Origin of the sequence: Pseudarthrobacter sp. PvP090 (assembly GCF_040547365.1) — a bacterium.
Lineage (GTDB): Bacteria > Actinomycetota > Actinomycetes > Actinomycetales > Micrococcaceae > Arthrobacter.
This window is the reverse complement of sequence record NZ_JBEPPO010000006.1, coordinates 125,562-141,080: the sequence shown is the minus strand read 5'-3', so window position 1 is coordinate 141,080 and position 15,519 is coordinate 125,562. Positions and strand designations below refer to the sequence as shown.

General features: G+C 65.5%; 16 protein-coding genes and 2 tRNA genes. 7 read left to right on the top strand and 11 right to left on the bottom strand.

The window, feature by feature from the left end:
- The 7 genes from ABIC21_RS08815 to bcp form a co-directional block, all read right to left on the bottom strand.
- Positions 1–3,267, bottom strand: coding sequence for an efflux RND transporter permease subunit (locus ABIC21_RS08815; RefSeq protein ID WP_354350023.1), 3,267 nt, complete (start codon positions 3,265–3,267; stop codon positions 1–3).
- Positions 3,268–3,337: 70 nt separating this feature from the next.
- Complete coding sequence (locus tag ABIC21_RS08810; protein WP_354350022.1) at positions 3,338–4,843, bottom strand: malate:quinone oxidoreductase; 1,506 nt, start codon at positions 4,841–4,843, stop codon at positions 3,338–3,340.
- A gap of 79 nt (positions 4,844–4,922) precedes the next feature.
- On the bottom strand, positions 4,923–6,590 hold the full coding sequence (locus ABIC21_RS08805) for an ABC transporter substrate-binding protein (protein WP_354350021.1): 1,668 nt from the start codon (positions 6,588–6,590) through the stop codon (positions 4,923–4,925).
- 335 nt (positions 6,591–6,925) lie between these two features.
- Positions 6,926–7,600 carry a fasciclin domain-containing protein gene (locus tag ABIC21_RS08800; RefSeq protein WP_354350020.1) on the bottom strand — a complete coding sequence of 225 codons (675 nt, stop codon included), beginning with the start codon at positions 7,598–7,600 and terminating at the stop codon, positions 6,926–6,928.
- 241 nt (positions 7,601–7,841) lie between these two features.
- Positions 7,842–7,923 (bottom strand) — tRNA-Leu (locus ABIC21_RS08795).
- An 88-nt stretch (positions 7,924–8,011) separates the two neighbouring features.
- Positions 8,012–8,653: a GAP family protein gene (locus tag ABIC21_RS08790; protein WP_354350164.1), complete on the bottom strand. Its 642-nt coding sequence runs from the start codon at positions 8,651–8,653 to the stop codon at positions 8,012–8,014.
- Positions 8,654–8,851: 198 nt separating this feature from the next.
- Positions 8,852–9,325, bottom strand: a complete 474-nt coding sequence (gene bcp / locus ABIC21_RS08785) for a thioredoxin-dependent thiol peroxidase (RefSeq protein WP_354350019.1) — start codon at positions 9,323–9,325, stop codon at positions 8,852–8,854.
- Positions 9,326–9,454: 129 nt separating this feature from the next.
- Here bcp and ABIC21_RS08780 point away from each other — a divergent pair, with 129 nt between their 5' ends.
- A complete protein-coding gene (locus tag ABIC21_RS08780) occupies positions 9,455–9,928 on the top strand; it encodes a MarR family winged helix-turn-helix transcriptional regulator (RefSeq protein ID WP_354350163.1) in 474 nt (157 codons plus the stop codon).
- A gap of 108 nt (positions 9,929–10,036) precedes the next feature.
- Entirely contained in the window at positions 10,037–10,177 is a 141-nt protein-coding gene (locus ABIC21_RS08775) for a hypothetical protein (protein WP_354350018.1), read from the top strand.
- A gap of 27 nt (positions 10,178–10,204) precedes the next feature.
- On the opposite strand, the gene ABIC21_RS08770 is transcribed toward ABIC21_RS08775, so the two are convergent.
- Both ABIC21_RS08770 and ABIC21_RS08765 read right to left on the bottom strand, forming a co-directional pair.
- Positions 10,205–10,339: a hypothetical protein gene (locus ABIC21_RS08770; RefSeq protein ID WP_354350017.1), complete on the bottom strand. Its 135-nt coding sequence runs from the start codon at positions 10,337–10,339 to the stop codon at positions 10,205–10,207.
- 119 nt (positions 10,340–10,458) lie between these two features.
- Positions 10,459–11,460 carry a CAP domain-containing protein gene (locus tag ABIC21_RS08765; protein WP_354350016.1) on the bottom strand — a complete coding sequence of 334 codons (1,002 nt, stop codon included), beginning with the start codon at positions 11,458–11,460 and terminating at the stop codon, positions 10,459–10,461.
- Positions 11,461–11,560: 100 nt separating this feature from the next.
- Here ABIC21_RS08765 and ABIC21_RS08760 point away from each other — a divergent pair, with 100 nt between their 5' ends.
- The 5 genes from ABIC21_RS08760 to ABIC21_RS08740 all read left to right on the top strand — a co-directional run bounded on the left by ABIC21_RS08760 (position 11,561) and on the right by ABIC21_RS08740 (position 14,059).
- Complete coding sequence (locus ABIC21_RS08760; protein WP_354350015.1) at positions 11,561–11,746, top strand: hypothetical protein; 186 nt, start codon at positions 11,561–11,563, stop codon at positions 11,744–11,746.
- The gene (locus ABIC21_RS08755) at positions 11,743–12,354 is read left to right on the top strand and encodes a hypothetical protein (protein WP_354350014.1); all 612 of its coding nucleotides are present in this window, start codon (positions 11,743–11,745) and stop codon (positions 12,352–12,354) included. Before ABIC21_RS08760 ends, ABIC21_RS08755 begins: the two co-directional genes overlap by 4 nt.
- Before the next feature lie 187 nt (positions 12,355–12,541).
- Positions 12,542–13,276, top strand: a complete 735-nt coding sequence (locus tag ABIC21_RS08750) for a hypothetical protein (RefSeq protein ID WP_354350013.1) — start codon at positions 12,542–12,544, stop codon at positions 13,274–13,276.
- Between the two features lie 196 nt (positions 13,277–13,472).
- Positions 13,473–13,883, top strand: coding sequence for a hypothetical protein (locus ABIC21_RS08745; protein ID WP_354350012.1), 411 nt, complete (start codon positions 13,473–13,475; stop codon positions 13,881–13,883).
- Entirely contained in the window at positions 13,880–14,059 is a 180-nt protein-coding gene (locus ABIC21_RS08740; protein WP_354350011.1) for a hypothetical protein, read from the top strand. The genes ABIC21_RS08745 and ABIC21_RS08740 overlap by 4 nt, the downstream gene beginning before the upstream one ends.
- 181 nt (positions 14,060–14,240) lie before the next feature.
- On the opposite strand, the gene ABIC21_RS08735 is transcribed toward ABIC21_RS08740, so the two are convergent.
- Together ABIC21_RS08735 and ABIC21_RS08730 are read right to left on the bottom strand one after the other, a co-directional pair.
- A tRNA-Lys gene (locus tag ABIC21_RS08735) sits at positions 14,241–14,316 on the bottom strand.
- 117 nt (positions 14,317–14,433) lie between these two features.
- Positions 14,434–15,510 carry a PQQ-dependent sugar dehydrogenase gene (locus tag ABIC21_RS08730; RefSeq protein ID WP_354350010.1) on the bottom strand — a complete coding sequence of 359 codons (1,077 nt, stop codon included), beginning with the start codon at positions 15,508–15,510 and terminating at the stop codon, positions 14,434–14,436.
- Positions 15,511–15,519 lie beyond the last annotated feature (9 nt).

Sequence of the window (15,519 nt, the reverse complement as noted above, 5' to 3'; positions counted from 1 at the left end):
TTAATGCGAGCCCGAGGGGACCCGTGCGTCGTCGGGAACGTCGTCCGGAAAGTCATCGGGGACGGCCCCGGGGGCAGCCCGGCGGCCACGGCCGCGGGAACGGGCGGCACCCGCCCCGGGATCCGCCCTGTCGTCCGAACCGGACCCGGCACCCGGCCCGGCCTTGGCCAGGGCCCTCCGCTCGCGCCGTCCCTCCACGAGGCGGTACAGCACCGGCACCAGGACCAGGGTGAGTGCGGTGGAGGAAATCAGGCCGCCGATCACCACGATGGCGAGCGGCTGCGAGATGAAACCCCCGCCGCCGGTCAGGCCCAGGGCCATCGGCGTCAGCGCGAATACGGTGGCCAGCGCGGTCATCAGAATCGGCCGGAGGCGCTGGCGGGCGCCGTGGGTGATCGCGTCTGCCACGTTCATCCCGGGTTCGCCGTTATGCGGCTGGCGGTACTGGTTGATGAGGTCGATCAGCACAATCGCGTTAGTCACCACGATGCCCACCAGCATCAGCATGCCAATCAACGAGGGCAGGCCCAGCGGCACGCCGGTGATGAGCAGCAGCCCGATGGCACCGGTGGCCGCGAACGGCACCGAGACGAGCAGGATCAGCGGCTGGATCAGCGACTTGAACGCGGCCACCATGATCACATAGACAATCGCGATGGCGGCTAGCAGGGCGAGGCCGAGCTGGGCGAAGGATTCGGCCTGCTGGGTCGTGGCGCCACCGATTTCTGCCGTGACGCCGGGCGGCAGCTGGACGGTCTTCAGCCGGGCCTGCACTTCGGTGCTGACCGCGCCGAGGTTGGCGCCCGACGGCGTGATGGATACGCGGGCGGTCCGCTGGCCGTTGCTGGCGGTAATCGAGACGGGGACATCGACCTGCTCCACGGCGGCGATGCTGACCAGCGGCACGGGACCGGCCGCCGTCGGCAGCGGGGTCTGGCGGACGGCGTCGATGCTGGTGAAGCGGGTGCCCTCGCCGATGCGGACCGGGTAGTCGTTGGTGTCGATCCGCACGGTTCCGGCCGGGATGGGGCTGATGGTCGAGGCGAGCACGCCGGCCACCTGCTCCTCGCTCAGGCCTGCGGCGACGGCTTTGGCCCTGTCTACTTTGACCTGGACCACGGGCTGGCTGGCGGCCAGGTTGGTGGCCACCTCGGAGGAGCCGGGGACGCCTTCCATGGCCTTGACCATGGCATCGCTTGCGGTCCGGAGATCGGCGGTGGTGGCAGCTTTGAGGGTGATGTCCACGGTCGAGGACGTGCCGAAGCCGCCCTGCTGCGAGCCCACCGTGATCTTGCCGGCATCAGGAATGCCGGCAAGTTCGCTACGGACGGTGTCCTTGAGTTTGCCCTGGTTCGCCTTTTCCTCCGTCACCACGGTGAAGCTGGAGTTCGAGGCCCCTGCCGACAGCAGCGCGGAGAAGCCGGTCTGGGCGTTGCCGGTGGTGACCTGGACGTCCTTGACGCCGTCGATCTCCCGCAGGACTTCCTCGACCTTGACGGCCGAGGCGTTGGCCTCGGCCAGGCTGGTGCCGGCGGGGAGCGCCTGCCGGACGGTCATGCTGTTTTCGCCGGAGTTGCCCAGCAGGTCAGTGGCCAGCAGCGGGGTCATGGCGGCGGTGCCGGCCAGGACCAGCACGGCCGCGATCAGGGTCACCACCGGGTGCTTCTGGGTCTTGGTGAGGATCGGGAGGTAGCCGCGCTGCAGGACGGTGCGCTGCTCCGCCTCATGGGCCCTCACCGCGACCTCCCGGGCAGACTGCTGGGCTGTGGCTTCCCGGGCTGTGCCTGCCTTCTCGGCGGGGTTCCGCAGGAACCAGTACGCCAGCACCGGCACGATGGTCAGGGAGACCAGCAGCGAGGACAGCAGTGCGATGGTGACGGTCAGCGCGAACGGCCGGAACAGCTCGCCGGCCAGGCCGGCGACGAACGCGATGGGCAGGAAGACGGCCACGGTGGTGAGGGTCGACGCCGTGATGGCACCGGCGACCTCCCGGATGGAGGTCTGGATTGCGGTGATCTTCGCCTCGCCGTAGCTCAGGTGCCGCTTAATGTTCTCGATCACCACAATCGAGTCGTCCACCACCCGGCCGATCGCGATGGTGAGCGCGCCGAGGGTCAGGATGTTCAGCGAGTAGCCGGTGGCCGAGAGCCCGATAAACGTGATCAGGAGGGACAGGGGGATGGAAACGGCCGTGACCAGGGTGGCGCGGACGGACATCAGGAACACCAGGATCACGGCGACGGCGAAGCCCAGGCCCAGCAGGCCCTCGGTGGTGAGGTCCTTGATGGATTTTTCGATGAACGGCGCCTGGTCGAAGATCGGTGTAAACCGCGCATTGGAGCCGAGCTCGGCCTCTAGCTCAGGGATGGAGTCCTTCACCGCGTGGGAGATGCCCACGGTGTCACCCTCGGGCTTCTTGGTGACGGACAGGGCCAGGGTTTCCTTGCCGTTGGTCCGGGTGATCGAGGTGCGGGCGTCCTCGGTGATGCTGACGTCCGCCACGCTGCCAACGGTCGCGGCGTTGTTGGTGCCGCCCAGCGGCAGCGCCTTGATGGCGTCGATCGAATCGACCGGGCTGCCGATCTGCAGCGACAGCGTTTTGCCCTGCTCCTCGATGGTGCCTGCCGGAACGAGCGCCCCGTTGTTACTGAGGGCCTCGCTGATGGACTGGATGCTCGCGCCGGACGCCGCCATGGCCTCGGGGCGGGGGAGGATCTTGATGTGCTGCGTGGCGCCGCCGGTCACCTCGGCGCCGCGGACGCCGTCGAGCTTCTGCAGCCGCGGGACCGTAAGCCGGGCCAGATCGGCGTTCAGTTCACTGAGCGGCCTGTCCGAGGAGACCGCGAGGAACACGATCGGGAAATCGCTGATGCTTCCGGCGATCGCCTGCGGCTGGACGTCGTCCGGCAGCGACCGTTTGGCATTGGAGATGGCACGGTCGATCTGGTTCCGGGCACGATCCAGGTTCGAGCCATAGGTGAACACCATGCTGATCTGCGAGACACCGTTGCGCGATGTCGACGACGTCGACTCCAGCCCTTCCACGCCCTTGAGGGCCGTCTCCAGCGGGCTGCTGATCTGCTTGTCCACGACTTCGGGGGAGGCGCCCGGAATCGACGTGAGGACCGTGATCTGCGGGAACTCGATCGACGGGATGAGCTCCTGCTTGAGCGAGGACATCGTGATCACGCCGAACACTGATGCGAAGACGGTCACCAGCGCGATCAGGGCCCGGTTGGCCAGTGACAATTTTGCGAGCCGGAACATCTCAAGGTCTCCTGATGGGTTGACGGACGGGCTTCCAAGGGGTCAAACCGGCCGCAACCCGGAGCGGGCGTCAGTTGCGCGCGGCGTTGACCGGTTCGAGCTGCAGTGCCTTAGCCGTGTCGGCTTCGAGCCGGGCGGCGAGGTCCGGGTTCTCGTTGAGCTTGACGCCATAGCCGGGCATCATCTCCTTGAACCTGGGCTGCCAGCCCTTGAACTGCTTCGGGAAGGACTTCTGGAGCAGTTCGATCATGATCGGCACCGCCGTGGACGCGCCGGGGGACGCGCCGAGCAGGGCGCCGATGGTTCCGTCGCGGCCAGCGATGACTTCGGTGCCGAACTGCAGCACGCCGCCCTTCTTCGGGTCCTTCTTGATGATCTGTACACGCTGTCCGGCGGTGATGAGTTCCCAGTCGCCGTCCTGCGCGGCGGGGTAGTACTCGCGCAGGGCCTCGACCTTGGCGCCGTGCCGCTTCGCGACTTCCTTAATCAGGTAGGCGGTCAGGTCCATGTTGTCCTTGCCCACGGCCAGCATCGGGATGATGTTGGAGGGCCGGATGGATCGCGGCAGGTCCAGGTAGGAGCCGTTCTTCAGGAAGTTCGTGGAGAAGCCGGCGTACGGGCCGAACAGCAGGGAGCGCTTGCCGTTGACGAAGCGGGTGTCCAGGTGGGGGACGGACATGGGCGGGGCGCCAACGGAGGCCTGGCCGTAGACCTTGGCGCTGTGCTGGCCCGCGAGCGTCTCGTCGGTGCAGCGGAAGAACTGGCCGGAGACCGGGAAACCGCCGTAGCCCTTGCTTTCCGGAATCCCGGAGGCCTGCAGCAGGTGCAGGGCCCCGCCGCCGGCGCCGACAAAGACGAACTTCGCGTGGATGGAGCCGTGCTCGCCGGACTTGGGGTGCTTGAGCGAGAGGTCCCAGCCGCCGTCGGACGCACGCTTAATGCCCGAGACATCGTGGCCGTAGTTGACCTCCACGCCGTTGTTCCCGAGGTAGGTGGTCAGCTCCCGGGTGAGGGCACCGAAGTCGACGTCGGTCCCTTCCGCGGCGCGGGTGGCGGCGATCCGCTGCTTCGGGTCGCGGCCCTTGACGATCAGCGGGGCCCATTTGGCGATCCGGGCGTGGTCCTCGGAGTATTCCATCGAACGGAACAGGGGGTTAGGCTTCAGCGCCTCGTAGCGGGTGCGCAGGAACTTGGTGTTGTCCTCGCCGATGACGAAGCTCATGTGCGGAACGGTGTTGATGAATCCCTTGGGGGAGCCGATCATGCCGTTCGTGACGAGGTGGGACCAGAACTGGCGGGACAGCTGGAACTGCTCGTTGATGAGGATTGCCTTGGCGGGGTCCACGGAGCCGTCTTTGGCTGCGGGGGAGTAGTTGAGCTCACACAGCGCGGCGTGCCCGGTGCCGGCGTTGTTCCAGGGGCCGGAGCTCTCCAGACCCGGCTCGTCGAGCTTCTCGAACAAGGAAATCGTCCAGTTCGGCTCAAGCTGCTTCAGGAAAGCACCGAGCGTGGCGCTCATGATGCCGCCGCCAATCAGGACGACGTCGGCATGTTGGGTCTTGGAAATGAAAGTCACAATCAGTCTCCGATAGCAGCGGGTCTGGCTGTCACAGAATATCCCCGGACCCGCCACATACTGAAATTGGCTCCGTCCGTCAAGGCTTTAGCTCCACCTTCGTGAAAACTTCATTCAGAACGGGCGACGCCGGGTACTTCAGCACACGGTCCGACAGGGCCAGGGCCGAGATCGGGAAGGCGATCGGCACGGCGGGGACAGTGGCGGCGATCTGCGCGTTGATGGTCTGGTACTGCTCCGTCCGCTCCTTGCCGTCCGGCAGCCCGCGCGCCCGGGCAATCTTGGAAAAGACCTGCGGGTCCTGGTAGCCGAACTCGCCGGTGTTCTCGCCGAAGAGCGGTCCGACGAAGTTGTCGGCGTCGGAGTAGGAGCCGTTCCAGCCGAGCAGATGGAGGGCGTGGTCGCCGGGGGAGGTGACCTTCTGGAGGTAGCCGTCGGACCATTCGACCGGCACAGGCTTGATGTTGAGTCCGACGGCGGTCAGCTGCTTGCTGATTTCCGCGTAGACCTTTTCCGGCGTCGGGAGGTATGGCCGCGTGACGTTCAGGGGGTAGTAGAACTTCAGTTCCTCGCCCTGGTAGCCGGCCTCGGTGAGCAGCTCCTTGGCCTTTGCCGGGTTGTAGCCCAGGGACGGGGCGTTGTTGTTGAAGCCGCTGAGCTTGGGTGGGACGAATTGCGTCGCCTGGGCGGTGTTGTCAATGAAGAACCGGCGGATCAGCGTGTCCTTGTCCAGGGCCATTTCGATGGCCTGGCGGACCTTAAGGTTCTGCAGGATCGGCACCTCCTGGTTCATGCCCAGGTACATGACGGAGAAGGGATCGCGCTGGATGATCTGCTGGCCGCGCTTCACGAGCTGGTCGAAGTTGCCAACGGTCACGGCGTCGTAGGCATCGATCTTGCCGTCGAGCAAGGCCTGCATCCGGGTCTGCGTGTGGTCGTAGGTGACGAAGTTAATGGTGCCGATCTGGCCCTTGTCCCCCCAGTAGTCCTTGTTGCTGGCGAGCGTGATGCTGTCCGGGTCCCAGCTGCTGAAGACGTACGGGCCGGTTCCCACGGGGTGGAGCCCGTAGGCGGAGACTGGCTGGCCTTCGCGGCTCTGGTTCAGCTGGTCGGCGTTTTGGGCCGCGAGGGCCTGGGGCGAGGAGATGGCGAAGGCGGGGAGCGTGAGGGCCTGCAGGAACCCGGTGAAGGGCTGGGTCAGCTCGATTGTCACGTTGTCCGGGGCCACGGCGGTGCAGCCCTTGTAAATGGAGAGCGATGCCTGATCGGCGTGGGCCTTGAAGACGCCCTTAAACGTCGTCCCCGGCGCCTGCTGTCGCAGCATGTCGGGGAAGTTGAACCAGCGGTTGAAATTGCTGCAGACGGCCGCGGCGTCGAAGGCGGTTCCGTCCTGGAAGGTCACCTGCTCCCGGAGCTTGAACGTATAGGCCCTGCCGTCGCTGCTGGACGCCCACTCGGTGGCCAGCAGCGGCGTGGGCTCTCCGGTGGTCTGGTCCACACCGACGAGTCCCTCCAGGACCTGGCGGGTGATCCGGTAGGACTCGATGTCGGAAACGAGGGCCGGGTCCAGGCCAAGCGGCTGCGAGGCCGTGCCGAAGGTGAACACGGCGCTGGGGGCGGCGTTCGTGGGGCTGGCAGCGGCATCAGTGGAGCTGGCGGAGGCGGGCCCCGGTCCGGGGGTGCCGGTGCAGGCGGCGAGCGGCAGCACCAGGAGCGCAGCACCAAGACCGGCTGCGATGCGGCGCATAGCACGGGTCCGCGCTCCGTGGGCCAGTGCTGGACCGGCATCGCTGGGGCGTGCGGTACGGCTGGACACTGTACTTTTGGGCACTCGGGTATCACCTCGGGGTACTGGATGGACCGCCGGCTGCGGAACAGGGCCATTCTAGTTGACCGGCCCGGACGGTCACTGTGAGCCATGCAGGGCCGGGCGGAGGCCCTGCCCGAGCCCAACGCAGGCGCTGCCCACGTGGCATACCAGAGGAACAAAAACGAAGGCCCGCACCATCGGTGCGGGCCTTCCTTTCTCCTAGTTGGTCCAGTGAGTCAGGCTGGAACCGCAGCAGGAGCGTTCAGTGCTGTCTACTTGGGCATCAGGACGGAGTCCACCATGTAGACAGTGGCGTTGGCGGTCATGACGCCGCCGCAGACGACGTTGGCGTCGTCGACCTTGAGGGCGTCCTTGGTGCCGGTGACCGTCACGGAACCACCCTGGACCGTGGCGTGCGTGCCGACGATCTCGTCCGGGCTGATCTTGCCCGGAACAACGTGGTAGGTCAGGATCTTGCTGAGCAGGGCATCGTCCGTCTTCAGCGTTTCGATCGTGGCGGCGTCGATCTTGGCGAAGGCGTCATCCGTCGGAGCGAAGACCGTGAACTCGCTGCCGTTCAGGGTGTCCACCAGGTCGACCTTGGGGTTGAGCTTGCCGGACACTGCGGCGGTCAAGGTGGTGAGGATCGGGTTGTTGGAGGCCGCGACCGCTACCGGGTCAAGGGCCATTCCGGAGACCGAGCCGGCGCCGCTGGGGACCTGTGCGGCGTAGCCTGCGCAGCCGGCCCCGACGAGGTTGGCGGCCGGATCCATGGCTGCTGCCGAGCTGGTGGACGGTGACGGTGCCATGCTTGATTCCATCGGCGTGGCGGCCGGAGCCGAGGAGGCAGGTGCCGTGGTGGCTGCTCCGCCACAGGCAGTGAGGCTGAGCATGGCTGCAGCGGCGATTCCTGCAACGGAAAGAGTCGTGCGCTTGATGGTCTGCATTTCGGTTTCTCCTTTGTTGTGCCGATCGTTGCCAGCGGCGAACTGTTGCCGCTTTGGCCCTGTTCCGACTTGTTGGGCACCGACCCTTGGTTGGTGTCTCAATGGGTATTCGCGGGGTCCGGGGAAACGGATGGGTGCAGGATGAAAATTCTTTTTTGTGCGCATGATTCTGAGCAATTCGTGCGCAGCTTTCAGAGTAAAAACGAGAGAGCCCCGGTCCGAAGACCGGGGCTCTCTCGTGTGCGCAAGGGGGGACTTGAACCCCCACGCCCGAAGGCACAGGAACCTAAATCCTGCGTGTCTGCCAATTCCACCACTCGCGCGCGGCGTCGTCGCCTGTCAGGTGCCAAGACCGTCGACAGCGGATGCCAGGCTCCATTGTACATTTCGCAGCCCAGGCTGACGGAACACCTAGAAGCCCACGAGGCCTTTGCCGATCATGACTGCGCCAATGATGGCGAGCACGGCCGCGATGATGATGTTGTAGTAGCGAACCAACCATGTCCGGACCGGTTCCAGCACTCGGCGCACCGGAGCGCCGATGAGTAGATACGCCACAACCGGCACCACGACGGTGATCGTCGCGATTCCCGTATAGATGAACAGGGCCGCGGCAACCATGCCGAATGGGAGCGTGGCGCTGCCGATCACGACGCCGGCCGCTATGCCGAAGATCAGTTCCTTCGGATTGATTGCGGTCACCAGGAATCCCGTCCGCAGGGCCTTTGCCGGCGACATCCCGTCCAGGGCCAGCATCCATGCGGGGGTCTTCGCTTCGGCGTCGTCTCTCGGCCGCGAACGGAGCTTGGAGAGTGCCAGGAGGACGAACACGAGGCCAAGCACGAGCCTGAGGACTGCGCCCGCGCGGGTACCGCCTGACCCCTGGGTGGCGAGTTCGGACAAACCGGCGACCGCAACCACCGTCACCAGGACCGCGAAAACCCGGCCCACGGCAAAGCCAATGCTCCTGCCCCGGCCATTCGGGGAAAGGATCGTCAGTAGCGCCGCGATCAGCGGAAGAGGACTGGCCGCCATGCCAACAGCCTGTGGCACCAACTCCGCAACGAGTTCAAGCACAGTACTCCATCCCGTGACGTCGGAGTGACCTGGACCTTCAGTGAACGTATGCCCGCAGAATCCTGGCACGCATCACCTACAGCGGGTGAGCGCGGCGCTCGGGAACTGCACCGCGGTGAATGGGGCTGCCACGGATTGATGCTGAGGGGCACCCGGGCGACTGAACGAGTGCGTCTAGGCGTCGATTCTAAGGTCCCGGCGGAGCTTTGCGACATGCCCGGTGGCCCGGACGTTGTATTGGCCGACGAGAACCTGGCCGTTGGGGTCGACGACCACCGTGGACCGGATCAGGCCTTCGTACGTCTTGCCGTAGTTCTTCTTCTCGCCCCAGGCCCCGTAGGCCTCGGCTACCGTGTGGTCGGGGTCTGACAGCAGGGGGAAGGTGAGTCCCTCCGCGGCTGCGAACTTCGCGAGCTTGTCCACGGTGTCGGGGGAAATGCCCACTACCTCGTAGCCGGCCTGCTGCAGCGACGCCAGGGAATCCCGGAAATCGCAGGCCTGCTTTGTGCACCCCGGGGTGGAAGCGGCCGGGTAGAAGTAGACGACGGTGCTGCGGCCGCGGAAGTCCCCGAGGGAGACGTCCTGCCCTTCCGCATTCTTCAGCGTGAAAGCCGGCGCCGTATCACCGGGGATGAGTCGTTCAGGCACGTTGTGCTCCTTCTCGGGGTTGGACACCGGGTGGACAGCGCGTGGTCCCCAGGTGGCGAGATACCAGCCTAATGAGCGTTGGTGGCGGCGCCGAATCGTTCGCTCGCTATACTCTTTGGTATGCCTGATATGGATCGCTGGCCCACTGGGCGCCTATTGTCCACGGCAGCACGCCTTGTTGAACACTCCTGGAACGAAAAATTGGGGGCCATTGGCCTGACCCATGCCGGGGTCATCGCCATGGAAGTGCTCTCCGTCAACGGACCCATGACCCAGGCTCAACTTGCCCAATTGGTGCGCGTCCAGGCGCAGACGATGGGAAAGACCCTAAGCCGGCTGGAAGCACACGGCCATATTTCCCGCCAGCGGAGCGCCTCCGACCGGCGCAGCCACGTCGTATCCCTGACCGACCGGGGCCGCGAGGCCGTTGCTGAAGCCGCGGACATGGAACGGTCCGTGCTCGCCGCCGCCTCCATCGATCCCGATGTCCTGCGCCAGGAACTCCAGGCAGTCGTCACGGAACTGGCAACCAGGATTTCCTCGGCCGACGTAAAGACGATTGTCACCACAGCGGAACCCAGCTTGCCGGTCGAGGCCAACTAGGCCGCGCTTCCAGCCAACGCAAGACTTGTCTTGGACTCTTCACCCTCCGTTCCCGCCAGATCCGTGTCCCTCAGCGGACCGGGCGCAGTCTGCGCATAGGCTCGAGGGATGGACACCAACCCGACTGTGCAGCTGGAAGGGCAGACCTCGATCAACGAGCTGCTCGACGAGCCCGTCGGGGCATCACCGGTGCAGCTGGCGCTGCCCATCCACTTCCAGCTGGCCGTTGCAGTCCGGCGTAAATCCTGAACGCACGGGTCTGCCCGAGTGCGGGTCCTAGCCGCCGCCGCCGTTCTTCCTCCGGGTCCAACGCAGTGTCCAGCGGACGATGAACGTTACGACCACGACGACGACGGCGGCCATCACCAGCATCGACAGGAGCACCATCACGTGCCATCCCTCAAGCCTCATCGGTTCCCCACTCCCATTCGGATGATTGGAGCCGACTCTACCGGCAGCACGCCGCCCCGTGGTCCAAGACGCTGAGGGCCTGAGAGGCACCCACGCAGGCTGCAGACACAGTGTGAGGATCAGAAGCGGTAGGACCAGGCTGCTGTGCCCGTGAGCCGATAGGTGGGCGAGGCGGTCTCTGCGGTGAACTTCAGCGTCTTGGCGTTGGGCGCCCTGTACGTTCCGGCTTTGACGGCCTTGCCGTTCACCAGGAAAGTCACGCCGGCCTGCTTCGGGATCGTGTAGCGGTTGGACTTGCTGCTCATGGCCGGCCTCACCGGAGCCGCCGTCCTGCGGAAATCGCCGCTCCAGCTCGAAGGGCCGGACAGTTTGTAGCCGGGGACCGCTTTGGCGGTGATGACGACCTTCCGGTTACGGGCCTTGTGCGTCCCTGCTTTCAGCATCTTTCCTTCCACGGAGTAGGTCACCCCGGCCCGGGCGGGGATGGTGTACCGGCCCGTGGTCCAGTGGAATGCCGGGGCCGGGGCGGTGACGGTGGCGGCACCGCTGAGGGCCGGACGGCCATTGAAATAGTCGCGGGGGTGGTTGTAGGAGCCGGCCGGGATGATCCCGTCACGGTAGCTGAAATGGTTGGCGGTCGCGTAAGTTGCCCCGTTCCGGGAGCTGATGCCGATGCCCATGTAGTCATCACCGGGACGGGACATCTGCGCGTTGTGGGCAGGCGAGTCGATCCACATGTCGACGAACCGCTGGCCGCTGGGCGCCCAGGTGTACCAGGCGATATTTTCCGACGCGGCATCCCATCCGGCCGGGGCACCGGAAACGTAATCGCTGTTGTGGGTGAACTCCCTGCTCGCAGCCATCCGGTTGCTCCACTTCTGGGAGATGGAGGCGACGGCGACGTTGAACTTCAGGGGCTTCAGGCCCTTGGACGCGCGGAAGGCGTTGATGCCGTCGAAGGTCTCGATGATGGTCTTCCGGTTGCTCGCCTTGAAGAGACTCAGTGTGGAGGGCGCGGCCTGGGTGGCTGCCTCTGCCGGACTGGCGGTAGCTGCGGCGATCGGTCCCAGGACCAGTGCCGCGGTCAGCAGTGATGCGCCCAGTCTCTTGCTGATGTTCATGTGTCCCTTCATAGCCGGGCGGATTATGCGTCCGCCAGGATCGTACGTTCCCGATGGCCAGTTGAAGCCACCGGCTCGCCGGGACCCATGCAACGAGGCAATGAACGTCGCAGGATCCGCCGTCATCACGGTCATCGACAAGGTCGTCGTCGGCGACACCCGCTACCGGTTCGAAAACCTGGTCGCACGCCTGACAGCAAGCACTGAGAAAGCCCCGGAATATACGTTCCAGGACTACTATTTCGCCATACGTGCTGGGGATGACGCGCGAGAGTGGGACGGATGAAACCGCGTTATGCAGTGCCGGGTGTACTCGGAATTGTTGGAGGGGTCGCATGGATTGCCATCGCTTCCTTTATGCCCGCGTGGGGTTCTCCCGGCACGGCCCAATATGAAAGGTACGAAGCAGCGGCGCAGCTATGGATATTCACATTCGCACTCATGGCCTGTGGCTTTCTGGGACTCACTGCCCGCTACCGATTCGGCGCCACCCTGCTGGGCAAGGCCGGCGCCACGATAGTCGTAATCGGGTTTATCGCGATGATGGCCGGGAACTTCGCTGAATTCCGGATCTTCTCGGACCTCCCATATGATCCGGATAATGCCCGGACGGCTGCGTGGCTGGTTCTGCTGGCAGGCTTGTTCACTGCTCTCATTGGAGTGTTCATGCTCGGCGTGGAGGCCCTCCGCAGCGGGCGACTGCCCCAGCGGGCGGGCGTGGGGCTGGTGTCCGCGCTACCGGCCATGATTCCGGCATTCGCATGGGAACCACTCTTTCCATGGCCGCTTGGCTTGGCTGCCGTGCTCGCCGGTGGCCTGGCGGTGTGGCCAGTGAGCGGTCAGAAGGCGTTGTCGACAAAGGATCCGCAGCCGCGCAGTACCTGGAAGCCTTAAGGTCTCCTTGGACTTGACGTTGCTGTCCGGTCCTTCGGCGGCGTTGTAGCCTCTGGGTAAGAGCAGCTTGGGGGAGTAGATGAACAGGAACTCCAGAACATGGTCCGGCCGGAGGCAGAGGACCGTCGCGATTTTCGTCATTGTGGGTGCCTTGATCGCGATTCCTGCCGTCGCAGTTGGGGACTTCATGATCAGCCAGGCCGTTGGCCGCGTCACTGTGGTCACGGACGCCGATGGAAGGGAGCGCACTGTGTACTGGCGTGAGTATCCGGGCGTCGCAGGAGTCAACCCCCAGGAAATTCTGCACGGTCCCACCCCCGAGGAGGCGCATGCCGCGGGGCAAGACATGATCGCCGAGGTCCGGGCTGCCCTAACGGCGGAGCTTGGGCTGGAATGGGCGCCGCCAACGGAAGGGCGGGACGATTTCGACCCATTTGTCCACCGGATCCAGAATTACTTCGGAGGTGAATCCCTTTTGACTGTCGTGAATGCGCTTCCCTCGCAAAGCACCAGCGTGCCCCGGGACTGGGCGGACAAACAGCGTGCGTTGGAAATCGTCGGGACGGTCATCGCCAGGTACGGGTACTCGGCGCCCGTCATCGACACGCTCGACCGGTGGACTGATGAGCAGCGCATGAGTGACCTTGGCGGACTGACGCCGGAGACTCAGGTGATCGTGTCCGGGATGGCACAGGGGCCCGCTGGCCAGTGGCTGTCCTTCACCTTCCAGGACCTCTCCAAGGACGCAACAGGCCGTTTCAAGGAACGCCTTGCCCCACCTTCCGGGTCTGGCTGGCAGCTGGACACGGTCAGCCTCAGCTATGGCGCGAACGGGCTCCTGCGTGACGCGGACCGGGATGAGTTCACGGAGCGGCTCGAACCTTTCGCCGGACTGACACCTCCGGCGCCGCGGGAAACCTAGCAGGCACCCTTGATGACAGAAGCGGTCCTCGCCCGCGCGACGCCCCGCGCGACGAAATGATGGAGCTGACCGCGGCCCTCGGCAACCGGCATGAACGTGAAGCCCTCGACGGCCTCGCCCTGACGCCCCAGGAGTACCAGCGACTGCCCGCGGCAGCGTGAACGGGCCCGTCGGTGTCCGCGCCTAGAATGGCCCCGTGGCACCGACTCCTTCGCCGTCTCCGGCGACCATCATTCTCCAATCCGCCCCGCCCGAGGCCTGGCAGGTGTGGGCGGCGTTCGCCCCGCTGATCGCCGCCGTCGTTGCCGGCCTGATCGCCGCGGCCGCCCTGTGGCAAAAGCGCCGCGCGGATAACCGGGCCGAGTGGTGGCGTCGCGCGCAATGGGGTCTGGACGCCTCTTTCGACTCGGATCCGGACCGGCAGGCCATGGGCCTGGCCGTTCTGGAGGTCCTCGCTGCGAGCAGATTGGCGACCAGGGAAGAGCTGAAGATCGTTGAGGAAGCGTGGCAGGAGCCGCTCGAGGAAGAGGAGGCGGTGCTGGACTCACGTGCCGCTGTGCCGGACAATGAAGAAACAGACGAGGCAGCAGAGGAGGTCGACCAGTGAGCACCGTTTCGCAGAACAAGTACCCGCAGGCCGGGACGCAGCGCGTCCAGGCCGTTCCTTCCCGTGCGGAGGAGCGCGTCAAGATCCGGGCCGCCCGCCTCCGGCTGGTTACCGACCGCAGGCTGGGCAAAGTCACCCCCGAATGGGTGAAAGACCTGGCCAAGAAGCCGGTCTGATCCCTTCCCCTGCCGGACCTCCTTGCCCAACGGGCCCCCAGCCCAATCCCGTCCTCGGTTGCTCATGCGGGCGGAAGAACGTCGGAATCAATAACCCACAGAAAGCCCCTTGCGCCTAATCCGGGCAAAGCAAAACCCCGCCTTCATGGCTTTCGGCCAGTGAAGACGGGGTTTCCTTTGCTGGTGCACCCCCCGGGACTCGAACCCGGAACCCATTGATTAAGAGTCAATTGCTCTGCCAGTTGAGCTAGAGGTGCATCTGTTGTTTTCGTTCAGCGCGGTCTTTTTGTTCCCGCGTTGTTCTCCGCAACGACATGAAACTCTACACGAGTTTGGGCGGAGTGTGAAATCGGGCCGGGCGGCCGGCGCGGGAGCTACTCCGGCAGTTGCAAAACCAGCACAAAATCAGGGTTTCTGTTGTTGCTGAGCACCCACAGGCGCCCGTCCGGAGCCAGCGAAACGTTTCTGATCCGCCCGTACGTCCGCGTGAAATAGCTCACAGGATCACCGGCGAATTCGCCGTTCAGGGGAACCGACCACAGTCTCTGTCCGCGAAGGGCGCCCAGGTAGGCCGTGTCGCCGGCGATTTCGAGCCCGCTGGGGGAGGACTCCGCCGTGGACGGCCACACCACCTTCGCATCAAGGAACCCGGTGCGGTGCGGGGCGCCGGTCACCTCCGGCCAGCCGTAGTTGCCGCCAGGGACGATCAGGTTCAGCTCGTCGTCGACATCGGGCCCGAATTCACTCGCCCACAGTCTGCCGGCGCTGTCCCAGGCGAGCCCCTGGACGTTGCGGTGGCCCAGGCTGTACACCGGGTTGTCGCCGAAGGGATTCCCCGGAGCGGGGCGTCCCTCCGGTGTGAGGCGCAGGATCTTGCCGCCGAGGGCGTTGGCGTCCTGTGGCTGTCCGCGGCGCTGCGAATCGCCGGTGCCGACGTACAGGTGGCCGTCCGGTCCGAACCGGATCCGGCCGCCGTTGTGGGTGGAGGCCTTGGGGATTCCGGTGAAGATGACTTCCGAGGGTCCCAGCTCCAGTTTCCCGGCACGCTCCTCGAGCCGCAGCCGCGCGATCCGGTTGTCATTCGCGGAGGTGAAGTAGGCGTAGAGGTGCCGGTCCCTCGCGTAGTCCGGGGACAGTGCCAGCCCCAACAGCCCGCCTTCGCCCCCGGGTACGACGTCGGGCACCGTCCCAATGGTGCCGGCCCGCCCGTTGCCTGAGCCGGGCTCGATGCTCCGGAGTCGGGCGCTGTCGCGTTCGGAAATGACGGCTGTGCCGTCGGGCAGGAAGACCGTGGACCACGGCAGCTGCAGTTCGGCGTCGATTTTCGCTGCAACCGTCGGCTGCTCGGGGGCGGGCGAGGTGCTGCCGCCCCCGCCGCCCGGGGTGCAGCCGCTTAATAGAATTGCGACGGCGACCGGAAGGCCCGCCCACCGCCCCAACTTGGTCGTCATCAACGGCGC

What these genes read in the sequence shown, in the direction of transcription:
- ABIC21_RS08815 (WP_354350023.1), bottom strand. Translation starts at nt 3,267, where the DNA reads ATGTTCCGGCTCGCAAAATTGTCACTGGCCAACCGGGCCCTGATCGCG.
- ABIC21_RS08805 (WP_354350021.1), bottom strand. Translation starts at nt 6,590, where the DNA reads ATGCGCCGCATCGCAGCCGGTCTTGGTGCTGCGCTCCTGGTGCTGCCG.
- ABIC21_RS08800 (WP_354350020.1), bottom strand. Translation starts at nt 7,600, where the DNA reads ATGCAGACCATCAAGCGCACGACTCTTTCCGTTGCAGGAATCGCCGCT.
- ABIC21_RS08780 (WP_354350163.1), top strand. Translation starts at nt 9,455, where the DNA reads ATGGATCGCTGGCCCACTGGGCGCCTATTGTCCACGGCAGCACGCCTT.
- ABIC21_RS08775 (WP_354350018.1), top strand. Translation starts at nt 10,037, where the DNA reads ATGGACACCAACCCGACTGTGCAGCTGGAAGGGCAGACCTCGATCAAC.
- ABIC21_RS08770 (WP_354350017.1), bottom strand. Translation starts at nt 10,339, where the DNA reads ATGAGGCTTGAGGGATGGCACGTGATGGTGCTCCTGTCGATGCTGGTG.
- ABIC21_RS08765 (WP_354350016.1), bottom strand. Translation starts at nt 11,460, where the DNA reads ATGAACATCAGCAAGAGACTGGGCGCATCACTGCTGACCGCGGCACTG.
- ABIC21_RS08760 (WP_354350015.1), top strand. Translation starts at nt 11,561, where the DNA reads ATGAACGTCGCAGGATCCGCCGTCATCACGGTCATCGACAAGGTCGTC.
- ABIC21_RS08755 (WP_354350014.1), top strand. Translation starts at nt 11,743, where the DNA reads ATGAAACCGCGTTATGCAGTGCCGGGTGTACTCGGAATTGTTGGAGGG.
- ABIC21_RS08750 (WP_354350013.1), top strand. Translation starts at nt 12,542, where the DNA reads ATGATCAGCCAGGCCGTTGGCCGCGTCACTGTGGTCACGGACGCCGAT.
- ABIC21_RS08730 (WP_354350010.1), bottom strand. Translation starts at nt 15,510, where the DNA reads ATGACGACCAAGTTGGGGCGGTGGGCGGGCCTTCCGGTCGCCGTCGCA.